Source organism: Burkholderia catarinensis, assembly GCF_001883705.2.
Taxonomy (GTDB): Bacteria; Pseudomonadota; Gammaproteobacteria; order Burkholderiales; family Burkholderiaceae; genus Burkholderia; species Burkholderia catarinensis.
In genome coordinates this window covers 1-17,765 of record NZ_MDEQ02000013.1, presented here as the reverse complement: position 1 = coordinate 17,765, position 17,765 = coordinate 1, and the positions used below count along the sequence as shown (strand labels likewise).

The following is a 17,765-nucleotide window of genomic DNA, read 5'->3' as shown; positions in this document are numbered from 1 at the left end:
GGGCGCCGGCGTGCGTGCCGGCGCGGCGTCATTCCTTCGGGGCCGTCGCGCCGCCGTGCGCAGCCGACCACTCGGCCGGCGCGTGCAGGAATTTCTCGACTTCGTCGAGCGTCTTCGTCTCGAAGTAGCCCGATGCCTTCGCGACGCGCAGCACGTCCCACCACGTCGCCAGCGCGTGCAGGTCGACGTCGATGTCCTTCAGGACCGACACGCTTTCCTTGAAGATATCGTAATGGAACAGCACGAAGCAGTGGTTCACCGTCGCGCCCGCGGTGCGCAGCGCGTTGACGAAGTTGATCTTGCTGCGGCTGTCGGTCGTCAGGTCTTCCACCAGCAGTACGCGCGAGCCTTCTTCCAGATGGCCTTCGATCTGCGCGTTGCGGCCGAAACCCTTCGGCTTCTTGCGCACGTACTGCATCGGCACCATCATCCGGTCCGCGATCCATGCCGCGAACGGGATGCCGGCCGTCTCGCCGCCCGCCACCGCGTCGATCTGTTCGAAGCCGATGTCGCGCGTGATCGTCGTTTCCGCCATTTCCATCAGCGCGCGGCGCACGCGCGGATACGAAATCAGCTTGCGGCAGTCGATATAGACGGGGCTCGCCCAGCCGGACGTGAAGATGAACGGTTTTTCGGCGTTGAAGTGCACCGCCTGCACTTCGAGCAGGATTTTGGCGGTCGTATCCGAGATCGACTGACGATCGTAGCCTGTCATGGGCATTCCTTGGGTGTTGAGCGAGGAGCGGGCGCGGGCCCGGTGGCGCAGCAAGGGGAACCTGCCCAGGGGGCCGGGGCGCGATCGGCGGGCCAATCGCATCGCTGCGCGCGTAGCCCGATATTTTACCCGATTCAGGCCGGTTTTCGGCGGAATTCGCGCGGGTTCGCCGCGTCGCTCACCACCGGCGAAACAAACGGGGACGGAGCGCTCGTGCGTCGATGCCGGGGATGCGGCGCTGCACCAACATGTGTCATGCGCGGGGTGTACACTAGGCGACCCTTAGAAATCGTTCAGTACTTTGTACTTTCCTCTTGCCACCCGCCAAGGTTCGATGGCGTGCCGACCCGGCGCGTCGCGTGCCGTCTCCGCAGTCGACCATCCCCTCGATTCCAGCAGACGCGGCTGAAGATGCTGTGTACTGAACCGTCAATATTTCGCATGTCTCTCGCAGGTCAATCATGGACGAACAACTGAAGCAGGCCGCTCTCGCTTATCACCAGAACCCGAAACCCGGCAAGATTTCGGTCACCCCGACCAAGCCGCTGTCGAACCAGCTCGATCTGTCGCTCGCGTATTCGCCGGGCGTCGCCGCCGCGTGCGAGGCGATCCACGCCGATCCGCTCGACGCGCAGAAGTACACGTCGCGCGGCAACCTTGTCGGCGTCGTGACGAACGGCACGGCCGTGCTCGGTCTCGGCAACATCGGCCCGCTCGCCGCGAAGCCGGTGATGGAAGGCAAGGGCTGCCTCTTCAAGAAATTCGCGGGCATCGACGTGTTCGACATCGAACTGGCTGAGTCCGACCCCGACAAGCTCGTCGAGGCGATCGCGATGCTCGAGCCGACGCTCGGCGGCATCAACCTCGAGGACATCAAGGCGCCGGAATGCTTCTACATCGAGCAGAAGCTGCGCGAGCGCATGAAGATCCCCGTCTTCCACGATGACCAGCACGGCACCGCGATCATCGCGTCGGCCGCGATCCTGAACGGCCTGAAGGTCGTCGGCAAGAAGCTCGCCGAAGTGAAGCTCGTGTGCTCGGGCGCCGGCGCCGCGGCCATCGCGTGTCTGGACCTGCTGGTGAACCTCGGCCTGACGAAGTCGAACATCCTCGTCGCCGACTCGAAAGGCGTGATCTACGAAGGGCGCGGCAATCTCGATCCGTCGAAGCAGCGCTACGCGGCGACCACCGACGCGCGCACGCTCGCCGACGCGATCGTCGGCGCGGACGTGTTCCTCGGCTGCTCGAGCGCGGGCGTGCTGAAGCAGGACATGGTCAAGACGATGGGCGACAGGCCGCTGATCCTGGCGCTCGCGAACCCGGAACCGGAAATCCGCCCGGAAGACGCGAAGGCCGTGCGCCCGGACGCGATCGTCGCGACCGGCCGTTCGGACTACCCGAACCAGGTCAACAACGTGCTGTGCTTCCCGTTCATCTTCCGCGGCGCGCTCGACGTCGGCGCGACGACGATCACGGAAGAAATGAAGCTCGCGTGCGTGCGCGCGATCGCCGAGCTGGCGCAGGAAACCGACCAGAGCGAGGAAGTCGCGAAGGCGTATGAAGGCCACTCGCTCGAATTCGGGCCGGACTACCTGATTCCGAAGCCGTTCGACCCGCGCCTGATCATCAAGATCGCGCCGGCCGTCGCGCAGGCCGCGATGGATTCGGGCGTCGCCACGCGCCCGATCGAAGACATGGACGCGTACCGCGAGCAGCTCGGCACGACCGTCTACCGCACCGGCATGGTGATGCGCCCGGTGTTCGCGACCGCGAAGAAGAAGCAGGCCCGCATCGTGTTCGCCGAGGGCGAGGACGAGCGCGTGCTGCGCGCCGCGCAGTTCGTGCTGCAGGAAAAGATCGCGCAGCCGATCATCGTCGGCCGTCCGTCGGTCGTCGAGATGCGCCTGCAGAAGATCGGCTCGAAGCTGAAGGCCGGCGTCGATTTCGAAATCGTCAATCCGGAAGACGACACGCGTTACCACCGCTACTGGCAGGCGTACCACGACATCGCTGCGCGCGACGGCGTGACGCCGGAAGTCGCGAAGGCCGCGCTGCGCAAGTTCAACACGCTGATCGGCGCGATGCTCGTGCACCTGGGCGACGCGGACGGGATGATCTGCGGGATGATCGACACGTTCCACAGCCACCTGAAGTTCATCGAGCAGGTGCTGGGCCGCGCGAAGGGCGCCGAGCACTTCGCGGCGATGAACCTGCTGATGCTGCCGGGCCGTAACCTGTTCGTGTGCGATACGTACGTGAACGAGCTGCCGAGCGCCGAACAGCTCGCCGACATGACGATCCAGGCCGCGGCCGAGATCGAGCGCTTCGGCATTGCGCCGAAGGCCGCGCTGCTGTCGAACTCGAACTTCGGCAGCGCGCCGTCGGCGTCGTCGCGCCGGATGGCCGAGGCTCGCAAGCTGATCGTCGAACGTGCGCCGAACCTGGAAGTCGACGGCGAAATGCACGGCGACGCGGCGCTGTCGGAAGTGATCCGCAAGCAGGCTTTCCCGGGCACGACGCTGTCGGGCGAAGCGAACCTGCTGATCATGCCGAACGTCGAAGCCGCGAACATCGCGTACAACCTGCTGAAGATGGTCGGCGGCGAAGGCGTGACGGTCGGCCCGTTCCTGCTCGGCGCGGCGAAGCCGGCCCACATCCTGACGCCGGCCGCGACCGTGCGCCGGATCATCAACATGACGGCGGTTGCCGCCGCGAACGTGAACACGAAGTAAGTTCGCGCCCGCGTGTGCCGCGCTTCGGGCGCGGCGCAATGAAAAACGCCACGGAACCTGCGTTCCGTGGCGTTTTTTTATCGTGAACCGCCGGCGGCGCGGGCGGGCGTCCGGACCGCGAACGCCCGCCGCGCGCCGTTACGCGACCTGCTGCTGCGACTGGCCGCCCGCCGGCGAACGCCACTTCGCGAGCAGCGTGTTCCACTTCTGGCGTACCGCGCGCAGGTTGTTCTCCTTCACGTGGCCGTAGCCGCGAATGCCGTCCGGCAGCGCCGCGAGCTCGAGCGCGAGCGGGCGGTTGGCCGCGTTCAGCTGGCCGAGCACCTCGCCGATCAGCGCTTCGTACTCGCCGATCAGCGCGCGCTCGGTGCGGCGCTCCTCGGTGCGGCCGAACGGGTCGAGCCCCGTGCCGCGCACGAACTTCGCCTTCGCGAGCAGCCGGAACGCCGACATCATCCACGGGCCGTACGCCTTCTTCACGAGATGGCCGTGTGCGTCAGTCTTCGCGAACAGCGGCGGCGCGAGGTGGAACTTCAGCTTCCAGTCGCCTTCGAACTGCGCGGACAGGCGCGCGAGGAACGCGGGATCGGACTGCAGCCGTGCGACCTCGTATTCGTCCTTGTACGCCATCAGCTTGAACAGGTTGCGCGCGACCGCTTCGGTCAGCGGCTCCTGCATCGAGTCGCTGTCGGCCAGCGCGCGCTCGGCCGCGCGTACCTTGTCGACGAACGCCGCATAGCGCGATGCATACGCGGCGTTCTGGTACGCGGTGAGGAATTCCACGCGCTTCGCGATCAGTGCGTCGACCGCCTTCTTCGTGTGCAGCGCGATCACCGTGGCGCCTTGCGCGGGGCGGGCATCGCCGGCCGCGGCCTGCTTCACGCCGGCCAGGTCGTACGCGGCGCGGCGGCCCCAGTCGAATGCCGCGCGGTTCTTCTCGACCGATACCGCATTCAGCTCGATCGCACGTTCGAGCGACGCGAGCGTGAGCGGCAGCCAGCCTTTCTGCCACGCATAGCCGAGCACGAACGGGTTCGTGTAGATCGCGTCGCCGAGCAGCGCGACCGCGAAGCGGTTCGCGTCGATGAAGTCGACGGCCTCGCCTGCCGCCGCGCGGATGTCGTTCTCGGCGGACAGGCCGGGGAACGCCCAGTTCGGGTTCTTGATGAACTCGGCGGTCGGCGTCTGCGCGCTGTTGACGACCACGCGCGTCGTGTCGTGCCGCATCCGCGACGTGCACTCGTCGCCGGCCGTGACGATCGCGTCGCAACCGATCACGAGGTCGGCTTCGCCCATCGCGATCCGCGTCGCGTGGATGTCGGTCGGCGTGTGCGAGATCTGCACGTGACTCATCACGGCGCCGCCCTTCTGCGCGAGGCCCGTGACGTCGAGCACGGTCACGCCCTTGTTTTCGAGGTGCGCGGCCATCCCGAGCAGCGCGCCGATCGTGACGACGCCCGTGCCGCCGACGCCGGTGACGAGCACGCCGTACGCGCGGTCGATGTCCGGCAGCGTCGGCTCAGGGATCGGCGGCAGCGCGCCGCCGTCGACCGACACCGCCTTCGGCTTCTTCAACTGGCCGCCCTCGACCGTGACGAAGCTCGGGCAGAAGCCCTTCACGCACGAGAAGTCCTTGTTGCAGCTCGACTGGTTGATCTGGCGCTTCGTGCCGAATTCGGTTTCCAGCGGCTCGACCGACAGGCAGTTCGACTGCACCGAGCAGTCGCCGCAGCCTTCGCACACCGCATCGTTGATCACGACGCGCTTGGCCGGGTCCGGATACGTGCCGCGCTTGCGGCGGCGGCGCTTCTCGGTCGCGCAGGTCTGGTCGTAGATCAGGATCGTCGTGCCGGCGATCTCGCGCAGCTCGCGCTGCACGTCGTCGAGCTGGTCGCGGTGATGGATCGTCACGCCCGGCGCGAGCAGCGTCTTCTGGCTGTCGTACTTCTCCGGCTCGTCGGTGACGATCACGATCTTCTTCGCGCCTTCCGACGCAAGCTGGTGCGTGATCTGCGGCACCGTCAGCACGCCGTCGACCGGCTGGCCGCCCGTCATCGCGACCGCGTCGTTGTACAGGATCTTGTAGGTGATGTTCGCCTTCGACGAGATCGCCGCGCGCACGGCCAGCAGGCCCGAGTGGAAATAGGTGCCGTCGCCGAGGTTCGCGAATACGTGCTTCTCGTCCGTGAACGGCGCCTGGCCGATCCACGGCACGCCTTCGCCGCCCATCTGGCTGAAGGTGCTCGTGCTGCGGTCCATCCACACGGTCATGTAGTGGCAGCCGATCCCCGCGATCGCGCGCGAGCCTTCCGGCACGTTGGTCGACGTGTTGTGCGGGCAGCCCGAGCAGAACCACGGCTTGCGCTCGGTCTGCACGTGCGGCTTCGCGAGCGCCATTTCCTTCGCGTTGATCACGGCGAGCCGCGCGGCGATGCGCGCGCGCACGTCGGACGGCAGCTCGAACTTGTCGAGGCGCGTCGCGATCGCCTTCGCGATGATCGCGGGCGACAGTTCGTAGTGCGCGGGCAACAGCCAGTTGCCCATCGGCACCGACCATTCGCCGCCGGCGCCGTCCTTCTCGTCGAACTTGCCGAACACGCGCGGCCGTTGTCCGTCGGGCCAGTTGTACAGCTCTTCCTTGATCGCGTATTCGAGGATCTGGCGCTTTTCCTCGACGACGAGGATTTCATCGAGGCCGCGCGCGAACGCCTGCGCGCCCTGCGCTTCGAGCGGCCACACGCAGCCGACCTTGTAGAGCCGGATGCCGATCCGCGCGCAGGTTTCGTCGTCGAGACCGAGGTCCGTCAGCGCCTGGCGCACGTCGAGGTACGCCTTGCCGCCGGTCATGATCCCGAAGCGCGCGGTCGGCGAATCGATCTCGATCCGGTCGAGCTTGTTCGCGCGCACATAGGCGAGCGCCGCGTACCACTTGTAGTCGAGCAGCCGCGCTTCCTGCACCAGCGGCGGATCGGGCCAGCGGATGTTCAGGCCGCCGTCCGGCACGATGAAGTCGGTCGGCAGCACGATCTCGGTGCGATGCGGGTCGATGTCGACCGACGCCGACGATTCGACGACGTCCGTCACGCACTTGAGCGCGACCCACAGGCCCGAGTAGCGGCTCATCGCCCAGCCGTGCAGGCCGAAATCGAGATATTCCTGCACGTTCGACGGGAACAGCACGGGCAGCCCGCAGGCCTTGAAGATGTGCTCGGACTGGTGCGCGAGCGTCGACGATTTCGCCGCGTGGTCGTCGCCGGCGAGCACCAGCACGCCGCCGTGCTGCGACGAGCCGGCGGAGTTCGCGTGCTTGAACACGTCGCCGGTGCGGTCCACACCCGGGCCCTTGCCGTACCACATGCCGAACACGCCGTCGTGCTTCGCGCCGGGGTACAGGTTCACCTGCTGCGAGCCCCACACGGCGGTGGCGGCGAGATCTTCGTTGAGGCCGGGCTGGAAGACGATCTGGTGGGCCGCCAGGTGCTGCTTGGCCTTCCAGAGCGACAGATCGAGGCCGCCGAGCGGCGAGCCGCGGTAGCCGGAGATGAAGCCGGCCGTATTGAGACCGGCGGCGCGGTCGCGTTCCTGCTGGAGCATCGGCAGGCGCACGAGGGCCTGGATGCCGCTCATGTACGCGCGACCGCGTTCCAGTGTGTATTTGTCATCAAGCGTGACGGACTTCAGCGCGGCTTCTAGCGATGCGCGTTGGTCTGCGTCTAGCGGGGCATTCATTAACAGTCTCCTCCACCCAGTTTGGGATCACCAAAACTCGACTGCTCCGGCGTCTTGTGAACGCGTCGGCAGTGGCCGGCATATTCGCCGGTTTTAAGGGATGGTAGCACTGGGGCAAACCCGCCGCCCATCGGCCAAATTGCGGCGGCGCATCGGAAAAGCAGGGCGGGATGATGCGTTACATCATGTAAAAGCATGTAAAGCCGGCGCGATCTGCGGGCAAATGCCGTTAATCTTGTCGGCCTGCCGGAGGTGCCCGGCCGCGTTGGCTCGTTTCGACGCAATCGGGGAGGCGCCGGCAGTTTTACAGGAGGTGCAATGAACACACGTCATATCCAGAGTTTCCTGATCGTGTCCGCCGCGTTTTTCGCGATGACCGGCCCGGTGCGTGCGCAGGGCGCGAGCGCGCTGGCGGCAGCCGGCGCGCAGATGCGTCAGATCGTGCCGGCACAGGATGCCGCCGCGCAGCCGTCGGCCGAGCGCGCCGTCGAGTCGAAGGCGAACGCGCGTTGATCCGGTCGCGCGGCCAGCGGGCCGCGCCGGAATGCAAAAAGGGCGGGAATCCCGGGATTCCCGCCCTTTTTCTTTGTGCCGCCGGATCGCGCGGCCGGCCGGGTGGCCCCGGGCCGCCGCGCGCCGGATGCGTCAGGCCTTGTCCTGCACGACGCCGCGGCGGATCTGGTCGAGCTCGATCGATTCGAACAGCGCCTTGAAGTTGCCTTCGCCGAAGCCCTGGTTGCCCTTGCGCTGGATGATCTCGAAGAAGATCGGCCCGATCTGGTTTTCGGTGAAGATCTGCAGCAGCAGGTCGTCGCGCGCGCCGTCGATCAGGATCTTGCGCTTCTTCAGTTCATCCAGCGATTCACCGTGGTCCGGCACGCGGCGGTCGACCAGCTCGTAATACGTGTCGATCGTGTCGAGCAGCTTCACTTCCTTGCTGCGCAGGCCGTCAACTGCACCGTAGATGTCGCTGGCGCCAAGCGCGATGTGCTGGATGCCTTCGCCGTGATACGCGTCGAGGTATTCCTGGATCTGGCCGGCCGTGTCCGAGCCTTCCTCGTTGATCGGGATGCGGATCTTGCCGCACGGCGACGTCATCGCCTTCGACTTCACGCCCGTCACCTTGCCTTCGATGTCGAAGTAGCGCACTTCGCGGAAATTGAACAGGCGCTCGTAGAACTCGGCCCATTCCTGCATGCGGCCGCGATGCACGTTGTGCGTCAGGTGGTCGATGTAGGTGAGGCCGTGACCGACCGGGTTCGGGTTCGCGCCGGCGATCGGCTCGAAGTCGACGTCGTAGATGCTGATGTCGCCGATCGCGCCCGGCTGCGCGCCGTTCTTGCCGCGCCAGCGGTCGACGAAGTAGATCAGCGAATCGCCGATGCCCTTGATCGCCGGGATGTTCAGCTCCATCGGGCCCGTCTTGTTGTCGAAGCCCCATGCGCCGAGTTCCAGTGCGTGCCGGTACGCCTTCGCGGCGTCCTGCACGCGGAACGCGATCGCGCAGATCGACGGGCCGTGCAGGCGCGCGAAGCGTTGCGCGAACGAATCGGGTTCGGCGTTGATGATGAAGTTGATGTCGCCCTGGCGGTACACCGTCACGTCCTTGTGGCGATGACGCGCGATCGCGGTGAAACCCATCCGTTCGAACAGTTGTCCGAGTGCTTTCGGGTCCGGTGCCGTGTATTCGATGAATTCGAAGCCGTCGGTGCCGACGGGGTTGTCCCAGTTGGGGATCTGCATGGCGTGTCTCCTGTGCTTGGCGATCGGCCGGGGCGAGGTGCGTGTCCGGCCCGGTTCGATGTCGAAGGCGACGCACGCGTCGGCGTGCGCAACGAATCGGTACGTGCGACAGAGTGTAGCGGGCGGCGGCGAGCGGAAACTTGCGAACTTAATCGCCCGCCCATACGATGGCGCAATTTCCAGTCTCTGAATAATCATTGGAGGGCAGAAAATGGCGCAAGCCGAGTTGGATGCCATCGACCGGCGGATTCTCGCGATTCTTCAGGAGAACGGCCGCCTGTCGAACCAGGAGATCGCCGAGCGCGTGAACCTGTCGCCGAGCCCATGCCTGCGGCGGATCCGGCGGCTCGAGGAGATCGGCGTGATCACCGGCTATGTCGCGCTGCTGAACCCGCAGAAGCTCGGGCTCGACCTGCTCGCGTACGTGAGCGTGCGGCTCGAGAAGCGCGGCGGCCTGGCGCCGGTGCGGGTCGACGAAACGTCGGCGCGTGCGGGCGCGACCCATGCGGAGCTGTTTCGCGCGGCCGTGCAGACCTGGCCGGAAGTAGTCGCGTGCCACGCGATGACGGGAGACATGGATTACCTGCTGCGCGTGCAGGTCGAGGACATGGCGCATTTCTCCCGCTTCGTGCAGGAACATTTGCTGCACCACCCGTCGGTCATCGACGTGAAGACGAGCTTCTCGCTCGAATGCTTCAAGGAGACGACGGCGTTGCCGATTCGTTCGGTGCGCTGACGCGCCCGGCGGCGAGGGGAGAGGAAAGAGTGCCGGGCGCGCCGCAGCGGCGCACCCGGTCAGCCGACGTTACGCCGTCAGCGCGGCGGGCATCAGCGATTCGATGAACTTCGTCGTGCGGCGCGCCTGGCGCTTCATCGCGTAGTCGAACACCGCAGCCTGTTCCTGCAGCATCTCGGCGATGATCGTCGAATGGTCCGCGGGCGGCAGCGACAGGTACGCATCGGCTTCGCCGTACGCGTACTCGATCCGCATCCCGGACTTCTTCGCGATGTGCATCATCGTCGCGTTGCGCGACAGGCAGTGCATGTACAGCATCGTCACGCGCGTGTTGCGGCTGCGGATCGCCGCGCGCTCGAACAGCTTCGAGCCGACGCCGCGGCCGCGCGCGCTTTCGAGCACCGACACGCCGAATTCGGCCGTGCGCTTGTCGCCCTCGGCCGGCAGGTAGGCCAGGTGGCCGACGCCGATCAGTTCGAGGTCGTGGTCGAACACGCCGAACACGGTATCGCGACCGAAGTCGATCGTGCGGACATAGTTCTCGATCACGTGGTCGGGCACCATCTGGCCGAAGCGCAGCAGACGGTCCTCTTCGCCGAGCGAGAGAAAGTGGGTGAGCATTTGCTCACGGTCTTTGGAAGCCAGTTCCCTGACGAGAACCGGCGCACTACCGGCATTGCCGACGACGTCGGCAGTGCCGTTGAATTGCGTGTTCATCGTGGGTTCCTCAGTGTGTAGCTGCACAAGCGTCTTGTGCGATGCAACAGCATTTTACCCGACCGAGATTGGGGAAAACCCGCATTTGACGTTATTTGTGCTGAGGGGGAATTCTAAATCCGCTTAGTTCATTCTCTATCTATTTGATTTTTAACGAATTTAAAATTCATCATATGAAATGCGCGGCGAGCGGTCGCAGTGTGCCCGTCGCGCAACGCTTGCTGCTGTGCGGCAATCAGGTCGCCGTCGACAGCCCGCGTTCGATCAGGTCGATCACCTGCTCGGCGAAGTCTCGATAGCCGAGGCGGCCGCCCGGCTTCAGCCATGTGAAGGTCCAGTTGATCATCCCGAACACCATCATCGTCACGGATGTCTGGTTTTCCTTCGAGATGCGGTCCGGGTAGGCGCGCGCGAGTTGTCGCGTGAACGCCGCGACGATGTCGCGCTGGCGGTCGAGGACGATTTCGCGCTGCGCGTCCTCGAGATACTTCACGTCGTTGAGCAGCGCGACGTGGCGGCTGTGCGACGTCTCGTATTCGGACAGGAACGCGCGCACGAGTTCGGCGAACGCGTCGCGCTCACCGAGGCCGCGCCGCTGGCTCGCGCCTTCGACCTCGGCGATGATCAGCATCAGCCGTTTCGTGTAGCGGTCGAGCAGGTCGAACAGGATCGCTTCCTTGCTCTCGTAATAGTGGTAGAGGCGTGCCTTCGACGTGCCGCTTGCGCTCGCGAGATCGGACATCGACGTGCTCGGGTAGCTCGTCTGCGCGAATTTCTCGGCGGCCAGATCGAGGATCTGCTCGCGCTGGGATTCGTGGTCGGGCGCTCGGGTACGGGCCATGATCGAATGCGGAAAGATTAGCGGTGCGCGGTTGCCGCGCGCACCTGCGTGGAAGAGAGGGCGTCGGGCGCGTTGTCCTGCAGCTCGAGCCGGCCGGATGCCGCGAGTTCGCGGCAGCGCCACCAGGCGATCGAGTCGCTGACGAACAGCCCGCCGCGATCGGCGTCGGCCATGATGCTGCCGACGAGGCGCCGCGCGGGCAACCAGTCGGTTTCCGCGCGCGCGACGATCAGCGCGTCGAGATCGGCGTAGTGGCCGCTCTTGATCGTGTTGCTGACCCAGTAGCGAAGTTCGGCGTTCAGGTGTTTCGCCTCCTGCCATTCGAGCGCGAGGCGACCGATGCGCAGCACCGAGATCGGCGCGGCCATCGGCCGCTTCCGCGCCAGTTCCGCGGGCGAGAACATCCCGGTCGCGCATGCCTGGTCGGTGCGCGACAACGATGCGCGCTGCGCCGAATCGAGGTCGGTGGCCGACAGCCGCACCTCGTTCAGGCGCTGCGGCACGTTGCGCAGGTGATAGGCGACGCGGCGCAGCAGCAGCTTGTCGCCGACGCTCGGCGCGTGCCACACGACCACCTGGCCTGTATCCATCGCGAGCTGGTCGAGGCGCGCGAACTCGTCCTTGATCTCCGCGTTCCAGTCGGGAATCCGGTCGCCGAGCACGTGCTGCCAGAAGGCGGCGCGCGTGTCGGGCGTCTCGTCGGCGCCCTTGAGCGGCCCGACGCCGAGATCGTCGAGCAATCCGACGACGCACTCGTCGCGTCCGGCTTGCGCGAGTGCCTCGCGCAGCGACGCGGCGGCGGTGCCGCCCTGAATCACATGAATGGTACTCATCGGCCTGTCGTCAACAAAAGAAAGCCGCCGGCCGGGCGGACATTGCGATGTCCAGCCGGCCGGCGGCCCCTAGTGTAAGCGAGATGTGTGACGGCGAGAAACCGTCCGGCGCCGCGACGCGCCGTCGCTCATCGATCGTCGAAGCTCACGACGACCTTGTCGCTGATCGGGTGGCACTGGCACGTGAGTACGAAACCGTCCTTCACTTCGTGCGCCTCGAGCGTGTAGTTCTTATCCATCCGCACTTCGCCCTCGATCACCTTCGCGCGGCACGTGCAGCACACGCCGCCCTTGCACGCGTACGGCAGCGCGAGGCCCGCGCGCAGGCCGACATCGAGCAGGCTCACGCCTTCATACGGCAGGCGCAGCTTGCGCTTCTTGCCGTCGAGCACGATTTCCAGGTCGGCGGCCGGGGTCTGGTCGGTGATCTCGACGACCGGCGCGCCGGCCTGCGGCAGCGGTGTGCCGAAGCGCTCGACATGCACCTTCGCCTGCGGCACGCCGGCCGCCTTCAGCGCTGCCTCGGCCGCGTCCATCATCGGCGCCGGGCCGCAGATGAACGCCTCGTCGATCGCGTCGGCCGGTGTCAGCGTGCCGAGGAATTCCGCGCATTTCGCCTGGTCGAGCACGCCGTTGAACAGCTCGACGTCCTGCTGGTCGTCCGACAACACGTGATAGAGGACGAAGCGGTTCATGTAGCGGTTCTTCAGGTCCTCGAGCTCCTCCGCGAACATGATCGCGTCTACGCTGCGGTTGCCGTAGATCAGCGTGAATGCGCTGCGTGGCTCGAGTTCGAGCGTCGTCTTCACGATCGCGAGCACGGGCGTGATCCCCGAGCCGCCGGAAAACGCGACGTACTGCTTGCCGTGGTCGGCGTTCAGGTGCGTGAAGAAGCGTCCGTCAGGCGTCATCACGTCGATCGTGTGGCCCGGTTTCAGTGAATCGAACGCGAAGTTCGAGAAGCGGCCGCCGCGTACGCGCTTGATGCCGATGCGCAGTTCGCCGTCACGGTCGTAGTCCGTCGTGCCGACGCAGATCGAATACGAGCGGCGCGTCTCCTCGCCGTCGATGTGGGTCTTCAGCGTGACGAACTGGCCCTGCGTGAAGCGGTAAGCGTCGCGCAGTTCGGGCGGCACGTCGAAGGAGACGGTAACGGCGTCGGCGGTCTCGGGCCGCACGTCGCGGATACGCAGCGGATGAAATTGCGGGGTCGCCATATTCAGTAGGGTTTGAAGTAGTCGAAGGGTTCGCGGCAGTCGACGCAGCGATACAGCGCCTTGCAAGCCGTGGACGCGAATTGCGCGAGACGCTCGGTGCGAACGGAACCGCAGCGCGGGCACGCGGGCGCCGCGACCGGCCGCGGCACGAAGCGCACGACGTTCTCCCGCGGCGCGGCGCTGCCGCACTGGCCGACCGGCGGCGCGATGCCGTACGCGCGCAGCTTGTCGCGCGCTTCCTGCGTGATCCAGTCGGTCGTCCACGCGGGCGCGAGCACCGTCTCGATCCGGTGCGGCGGAAGGTTGGCGGCTTGCAATGCGGCGGCGATGTCCTCGGCGATCTGCGACATGGCTGGGCAGCCCGAGTAGGTCGGCGTGATCACGACTTCGAGCTGACCGTCGTCCGCGCGGCGGACGTCGCGCAGGATGCCGAGTTCGCGGATCGACACGACCGGGATCTCGGGGTCGGGCACGGCTTCCAGCACGTCCCACGCGCGGGCGAGCAATGGATCGTCATGACGCGCGGCTGGCGCGGCGTCGGCGGGGGCGGCGGTCTGGACGGACATCGTCGGGCTCCGTGGTGTGTGGGCCGGTTACCAGGTCGCGCCGGGGTGCTGGCGCGCGAGGCTCTGCATTTCCGCGAGCAGGTAGCCCATGTGCTCCGAGTGCTCGCCCTGCTTGCCGGTCGTCACATGCTTGACCGGTGCCGGCAGCACGAGCGTTGCCTCGGCAAGCGCATCGTCCACGTCCGCGCGCCAGGCGGCTTCGATGGCGGCCGGTGCCGGGCCGATGCCCGGTGCGGCGATCGCGTCGTCGATCGCATCGGCGGCGAAGAATTCGCGCGTGTACGGGGTCAGGTAGTCGAGCGCGTCCTGCGCACGACGGTGCGATTCGTCGGTGCCGTCACCGAGGCGAACGAGCCACTCGCGTGCGTGCTGCACGTGATAGCGGGTTTCCTTCACCGATTTCGCGGCGATCGCGGCAAGCTGCGTATCGGTCGACGTTTCCAGCGCGCTCCATACGTGCAGCATCAGCGCCGCGTACAGGAAGTTGCGCACGATCGTCACCGCGTAGTCCTTGTCGGCGTGCGCGGTGCCGGAGACCGGGCCGTAGTGCGGCAGCTCGGCGAGCGTGAAGTTCGCGAACTCGCGCTCGGTACGGAAGTACGCGTAGTCGTCCTCGGTCTTCGTCGCGCCGGTGAGCTGGCGTTCGAGTTCGGCCGCGTGCGTATACAGCATGCGCGCCTGGCCGATGAGGTCGAGGCTCATGTTGGTGAGCGCGATGTCTTCCTCGAGGATCGGGCCGTGGCCGCACCATTCGGCGTTGCGCTGACCGAGGATCAGCGCGTTGTCCGCGAGGCGCAGCACATAGGAGAGGTGTTCGGGCGTGATCGTCATGGCGCGGGCGTTACATGTGGTTGATTTCGTCGGGCAGCGTGTAGAACGTCGGGTGACGGTAGATCTTGTCGGCCGCCGGCTCGAACAGTTCGGCCTTCTCGTTCGGATCCGACGCGGTGATCGCCGACGACGGCACCACCCAGATGCTCACGCCTTCCTGGCGGCGCGTGTAGACGTCGCGCGCCATGCGCAGCGCCATCGACGCATCGGCGGCGTGCAGGCTGCCGCAATGCTTGTGGTCGAGCCCCTGCTTGCTGCGCACGAACACTTCCCAGATCGGCCATTCCTTGTTCATCACTTTCTCCTGATTCCTGAATTCGATGATTGCCGCTCTCAGGCGGCGTGCTGTTCGGCGCGGGCGCGGCGCTTCGCTTCGTGCGCGAGCGCGGCTTCACGCACCCATGCGCCGTCGGCGTGCGCTTTCACGCGGGTCGCGAGGCGTTCCTTGTTGCACGGGCCGTCGCCGTTGACGACGCGCCAGAATTCGTCCCAGTCGATCGTGCCGTAGTCGTGGTGGCCGCGCGCGTCGTTCCATTTCAGGTCCGGGTCGGGCAGCGTCACGCCGAGCACCTTCGCCTGGTCGACCGTCGCGTCGACGAATTTCTGTCGCAGGTCGTCGTTCGAGATCCGCTTGATGCCCCATTTCGCGGACTGGCTGCTGTGGACCGAATCGGCGTCGCCCGGGCCGAACATCATCAGCACCGGCCACCACCAGCGGTTCACGGCCTGCTGGACCATCGCGCGCTGCGCGTCGCTGCCCTTCATCATCGACAGCAGCGCGTCGAAACCCTGGCGCTGGTGGAACGACTCTTCCTTGCACACGCGGATCATCGCGCGCGCATACGGGCCGTACGTGCAGCGACACAGCGGGATCTGGTTCATGATCGCGGCGCCGTCGACGAGCCAGCCGATCACGCCGACGTCGGCCCAGGTCGGCGTCGGGTAGTTGAAGATGCTCGAGTATTTCGCCTTGCCCGCGTGCAGTGCGTCGATCAGCGAATCGCGCGACACGCCGAGCGTTTCAGCCGCGCTGTAAAGATAGAGGCCGTGGCCGGCTTCGTCCTGGACCTTCGCGAGCAGGATCGCCTTGCGCTTCAGGCTCGGCGCGCGCGAGATCCAGTTGCCTTCGGGCAGCATGCCGACGACTTCCGAATGCGCGTGCTGCGAGATCTGGCGAACCAGCGTCTTGCGATACGCGTCGGGCATCCAGTCCTGCGGTTCGATCTTGCCGTCCGCGGCCATGACTGCATCGAACCGCGCCAGCTCGGGCGACTCGGCTGCGGCGTCGAGCGGCGCGACGTTGCCGGGGATGTCGAGGGATTGCGTGTACATGGCGAGGCTCTCGTCCGGTTGAATGTGTGCGAAGTATAAACCAACCGACCGGTCGGTTAATAAATTTCTTGCGGATTTACGGCGAGACTCGGGTAAACGAGGGGCGTCGGGGCGCGATCGAGCGGCATCGCAGCGGTCCGGCGCATGGGTCCCGCGTCTTCTGCGGCACAATGCCCGCTTTCCGATGAGGATTTTGCCGATGTCATTCCGAAGCAGTTTCGCCGCGGCCGTGTTGGGTGCGGCCGTTTTCGTGTCGCCGCTCGCGGCGTCGGCCGCACCGGCCGGATGGGTTAGCGCGTGGGCCACCGCGCTGCAGCCGATTCCCGACCTGGCCGCGCCGCCGCCGCTTTATCGCGCACCCGACGTAGCCGGGCGGACCGTACGCCAGATCGTCTATCCGACGGTGTCGGGGCGCGCCGCGCGGATTCGCGTCAGCAATGCATACGGTCGTGCGCCGCTGGTCGTCGAGGCGGCGAGCCTCGCGCGCGCCGGCGACGGTGCGGCGCTCGCCGGCGGCGCGGCCGTGCCGGTCCGGTTCGGCGGCAAGGCGTCGATAACGCTCGCGCCGGGCCAGGAATTCGAAAGCGATCCGGTGGTGCTCGACGTGACGGCCGGGCAATCGTACGCAATCAGTCTCCAGATGGGACCGAACCAGCGGATGACCGTGTGGCACCGCGTGTCGAACCAGTTCAACTATGTCTCTGCGCCGGGCGATCACGTGAACGATCCGGGCGCCGCTGCGTTCCGCACCCGTTTTACTCAATATGCATGGACGACGGAACTGGCCGTCGAGGCCGGTTCCGCGCGAGCCAGCGTAGCCGCGATCGGCGATTCGATCACCGACGGGCTGCGTTCGAGCATGAACCGGAACCGCCGCTGGCCGGACGCGCTGGCGCGTCGGCTGACGGTGTCGGGTGCCGATTCGATCGGCGTCGTGAATCTGGGCATCAGCGGGAACCGGTTGCTCAGCGACTCCGCGTGCTATGGCACGTCACTGGCGTCGCGGTTCGAGCGCGATGCGCTGTCGCGCGCGAGCGTGAAGGCGGCGATCGTGCTGATCGGGATCAACGACATCAACTTTGCGGCGATGCCGCCGCACGCGGGGCTCGATTGCGACCACCCGCATACGCAGGTTACGGCCGCATCGCTGATCGATGGCTATCGCCGGCTGGTCGAGGCGGCGCACCATCAGGGCGTGAAGGTCTTTGGCGCAACGCTCACGCCGGCCGGGCTGCCGGCCGGGCGCGAGGCGATCCGGCTCGAGGTGAACCGGTGGATCCGGAGCGGCGGCGGGTTCGACGGCGTGGTGGACTTCGATGCGGTGCTGCGCGATCCGGCGCGCCCGAGCATGCTGCAGCGCCGATACGACAGCGGCGACGGTATCCATCCGAGCGACGCAGGCTACACGGCGATGGCCGACGCGGTGCCAGTCGAGCAGCTACAGGCCGCCATGGGCGGCAAGTGACGCCCCTCTATATATAGAGGGGAAGGCTGCCGCCGGCCTGGGGCTCAACGGCGACACTCGGCCTGTCGAGCCCAAAGCCTCCGTGCGCGCCAGCGCACGGAGGCTTTTTCAAAATATTTTCACAAAGAGGCTTGCGCGAACGGCGGGGGCTGCATAGAATCACGCCTCTTTCGCGCTAACGGAAACGCGGCGCGGAAGGGGAAGCGGAGCTGGCGGTGTGCTGCGGTCTGGAGCACGCTACTGGCAAAGGAAGATGGGCCCCGCAGTCGCAACGATGTCGTGTAAAAAGTTGTTGACGAGCTGCGAAA

The 17,765-nt window shown here is 66.3% G+C and carries 15 protein-coding genes; 4 read left to right on the top strand and 11 right to left on the bottom strand.

Translation table 11 applies throughout. The features are described 5' to 3' along the window. Window positions 1-28 precede the first annotated feature (28 nt). Window positions 29-715, bottom strand: a complete 687-nt coding sequence (locus tag BFF94_RS21220; RefSeq protein WP_011546659.1) for an orotate phosphoribosyltransferase — start codon at window positions 713-715, stop codon at window positions 29-31. A gap of 461 nt (window positions 716-1,176) precedes the next feature. On the opposite strand from BFF94_RS21220, the gene BFF94_RS21215 reads away from it, so the two are divergent. Then, window positions 1,177-3,447: an NADP-dependent malic enzyme gene (locus BFF94_RS21215; RefSeq protein ID WP_128848559.1), complete on the top strand. Its 2,271-nt coding sequence runs from the start codon at window positions 1,177-1,179 to the stop codon at window positions 3,445-3,447. 138 nt (window positions 3,448-3,585) lie between these two features. On the opposite strand, the gene BFF94_RS21210 is transcribed toward BFF94_RS21215, so the two are convergent. Then, on the bottom strand, window positions 3,586-7,176 hold the full coding sequence (locus BFF94_RS21210) for an indolepyruvate ferredoxin oxidoreductase family protein (RefSeq protein WP_128848562.1): 3,591 nt from the start codon (window positions 7,174-7,176) through the stop codon (window positions 3,586-3,588). Between the two features lie 318 nt (window positions 7,177-7,494). Here BFF94_RS21210 and BFF94_RS21205 point away from each other — a divergent pair, with 318 nt between their 5' ends. Then, window positions 7,495-7,689 (top strand): hypothetical protein, encoded by a 195-nt coding sequence (locus tag BFF94_RS21205; RefSeq protein ID WP_049028196.1) that lies wholly within the window; start codon window positions 7,495-7,497, stop codon window positions 7,687-7,689. A 132-nt stretch (window positions 7,690-7,821) separates the two neighbouring features. On the opposite strand, the gene hppD is transcribed toward BFF94_RS21205, so the two are convergent. Next, entirely contained in the window at window positions 7,822-8,919 is a 1,098-nt protein-coding gene (gene hppD, locus BFF94_RS21200; RefSeq protein WP_128848565.1) for a 4-hydroxyphenylpyruvate dioxygenase, read from the bottom strand. Window positions 8,920-9,130: 211 nt separating this feature from the next. Between hppD and BFF94_RS21195 the strand changes: the two genes are divergently transcribed. Then, window positions 9,131-9,655, top strand: a complete 525-nt coding sequence (locus BFF94_RS21195) for an Lrp/AsnC family transcriptional regulator (protein ID WP_059528294.1) — start codon at window positions 9,131-9,133, stop codon at window positions 9,653-9,655. 69 nt (window positions 9,656-9,724) lie between these two features. Here BFF94_RS21195 and BFF94_RS21190 read toward each other — a convergent pair whose 3' ends face one another. The 8 genes from BFF94_RS21190 to paaA all read right to left on the bottom strand — a co-directional run bounded on the left by BFF94_RS21190 (window position 9,725) and on the right by paaA (window position 15,992). Further along, complete coding sequence (locus BFF94_RS21190) at window positions 9,725-10,372, bottom strand: GNAT family N-acetyltransferase (protein WP_128848567.1); 648 nt, start codon at window positions 10,370-10,372, stop codon at window positions 9,725-9,727. Window positions 10,373-10,607: 235 nt separating this feature from the next. Beyond that, a complete protein-coding gene (locus BFF94_RS21185; RefSeq protein ID WP_128848570.1) occupies window positions 10,608-11,213 on the bottom strand; it encodes a TetR/AcrR family transcriptional regulator in 606 nt (201 codons plus the stop codon). A gap of 17 nt (window positions 11,214-11,230) precedes the next feature. Further along, window positions 11,231-12,046, bottom strand: coding sequence for a DUF1835 domain-containing protein (locus BFF94_RS21180; protein ID WP_128848573.1), 816 nt, complete (start codon window positions 12,044-12,046; stop codon window positions 11,231-11,233). A gap of 128 nt (window positions 12,047-12,174) precedes the next feature. Beyond that, window positions 12,175-13,263 (bottom strand): 1,2-phenylacetyl-CoA epoxidase subunit PaaE, encoded by a 1,089-nt coding sequence (paaE, locus tag BFF94_RS21175; protein WP_128848576.1) that lies wholly within the window; start codon window positions 13,261-13,263, stop codon window positions 12,175-12,177. 2 nt (window positions 13,264-13,265) lie between these two features. Continuing rightward, complete coding sequence (gene paaD, locus BFF94_RS21170; protein WP_128848578.1) at window positions 13,266-13,829, bottom strand: 1,2-phenylacetyl-CoA epoxidase subunit PaaD; 564 nt, start codon at window positions 13,827-13,829, stop codon at window positions 13,266-13,268. A gap of 27 nt (window positions 13,830-13,856) precedes the next feature. Then, window positions 13,857-14,660, bottom strand: coding sequence for a 1,2-phenylacetyl-CoA epoxidase subunit PaaC (paaC, locus tag BFF94_RS21165; RefSeq protein ID WP_128848581.1), 804 nt, complete (start codon window positions 14,658-14,660; stop codon window positions 13,857-13,859). A 10-nt stretch (window positions 14,661-14,670) separates the two neighbouring features. Then, window positions 14,671-14,955, bottom strand: a complete 285-nt coding sequence (paaB, locus tag BFF94_RS21160) for a 1,2-phenylacetyl-CoA epoxidase subunit PaaB (RefSeq protein ID WP_128848584.1) — start codon at window positions 14,953-14,955, stop codon at window positions 14,671-14,673. A gap of 38 nt (window positions 14,956-14,993) precedes the next feature. Further along, complete coding sequence (gene paaA / locus BFF94_RS21155; protein ID WP_128848586.1) at window positions 14,994-15,992, bottom strand: 1,2-phenylacetyl-CoA epoxidase subunit PaaA; 999 nt, start codon at window positions 15,990-15,992, stop codon at window positions 14,994-14,996. 199 nt (window positions 15,993-16,191) lie between these two features. Here paaA and BFF94_RS21150 point away from each other — a divergent pair, with 199 nt between their 5' ends. After that, the gene (locus tag BFF94_RS21150) at window positions 16,192-17,457 is read left to right on the top strand and encodes an SGNH/GDSL hydrolase family protein (protein WP_219139788.1); all 1,266 of its coding nucleotides are present in this window, start codon (window positions 16,192-16,194) and stop codon (window positions 17,455-17,457) included. Window positions 17,458-17,765 lie beyond the last annotated feature (308 nt).

What these genes read in the sequence shown, in the direction of transcription:
- BFF94_RS21220 (WP_011546659.1), bottom strand. Translation starts at nt 715, where the DNA reads ATGACAGGCTACGATCGTCAGTCGATCTCGGATACGACCGCCAAAATC.
- BFF94_RS21215 (WP_128848559.1), top strand. Translation starts at nt 1,177, where the DNA reads ATGGACGAACAACTGAAGCAGGCCGCTCTCGCTTATCACCAGAACCCG.
- BFF94_RS21210 (WP_128848562.1), bottom strand. Translation starts at nt 7,176, where the DNA reads ATGAATGCCCCGCTAGACGCAGACCAACGCGCATCGCTAGAAGCCGCG.
- BFF94_RS21205 (WP_049028196.1), top strand. Translation starts at nt 7,495, where the DNA reads ATGAACACACGTCATATCCAGAGTTTCCTGATCGTGTCCGCCGCGTTT.
- hppD (WP_128848565.1), bottom strand. Translation starts at nt 8,919, where the DNA reads ATGCAGATCCCCAACTGGGACAACCCCGTCGGCACCGACGGCTTCGAA.
- BFF94_RS21195 (WP_059528294.1), top strand. Translation starts at nt 9,131, where the DNA reads ATGGCGCAAGCCGAGTTGGATGCCATCGACCGGCGGATTCTCGCGATT.
- BFF94_RS21190 (WP_128848567.1), bottom strand. Translation starts at nt 10,372, where the DNA reads ATGAACACGCAATTCAACGGCACTGCCGACGTCGTCGGCAATGCCGGT.
- BFF94_RS21185 (WP_128848570.1), bottom strand. Translation starts at nt 11,213, where the DNA reads ATGGCCCGTACCCGAGCGCCCGACCACGAATCCCAGCGCGAGCAGATC.
- BFF94_RS21180 (WP_128848573.1), bottom strand. Translation starts at nt 12,046, where the DNA reads ATGAGTACCATTCATGTGATTCAGGGCGGCACCGCCGCCGCGTCGCTG.
- paaE (WP_128848576.1), bottom strand. Translation starts at nt 13,263, where the DNA reads ATGGCGACCCCGCAATTTCATCCGCTGCGTATCCGCGACGTGCGGCCC.
- paaD (WP_128848578.1), bottom strand. Translation starts at nt 13,829, where the DNA reads ATGTCCGTCCAGACCGCCGCCCCCGCCGACGCCGCGCCAGCCGCGCGT.
- paaC (WP_128848581.1), bottom strand. Translation starts at nt 14,660, where the DNA reads ATGACGATCACGCCCGAACACCTCTCCTATGTGCTGCGCCTCGCGGAC.
- paaB (WP_128848584.1), bottom strand. Translation starts at nt 14,955, where the DNA reads ATGAACAAGGAATGGCCGATCTGGGAAGTGTTCGTGCGCAGCAAGCAG.
- paaA (WP_128848586.1), bottom strand. Translation starts at nt 15,992, where the DNA reads ATGTACACGCAATCCCTCGACATCCCCGGCAACGTCGCGCCGCTCGAC.
- BFF94_RS21150 (WP_219139788.1), top strand. Translation starts at nt 16,192, where the DNA reads ATGTCATTCCGAAGCAGTTTCGCCGCGGCCGTGTTGGGTGCGGCCGTT.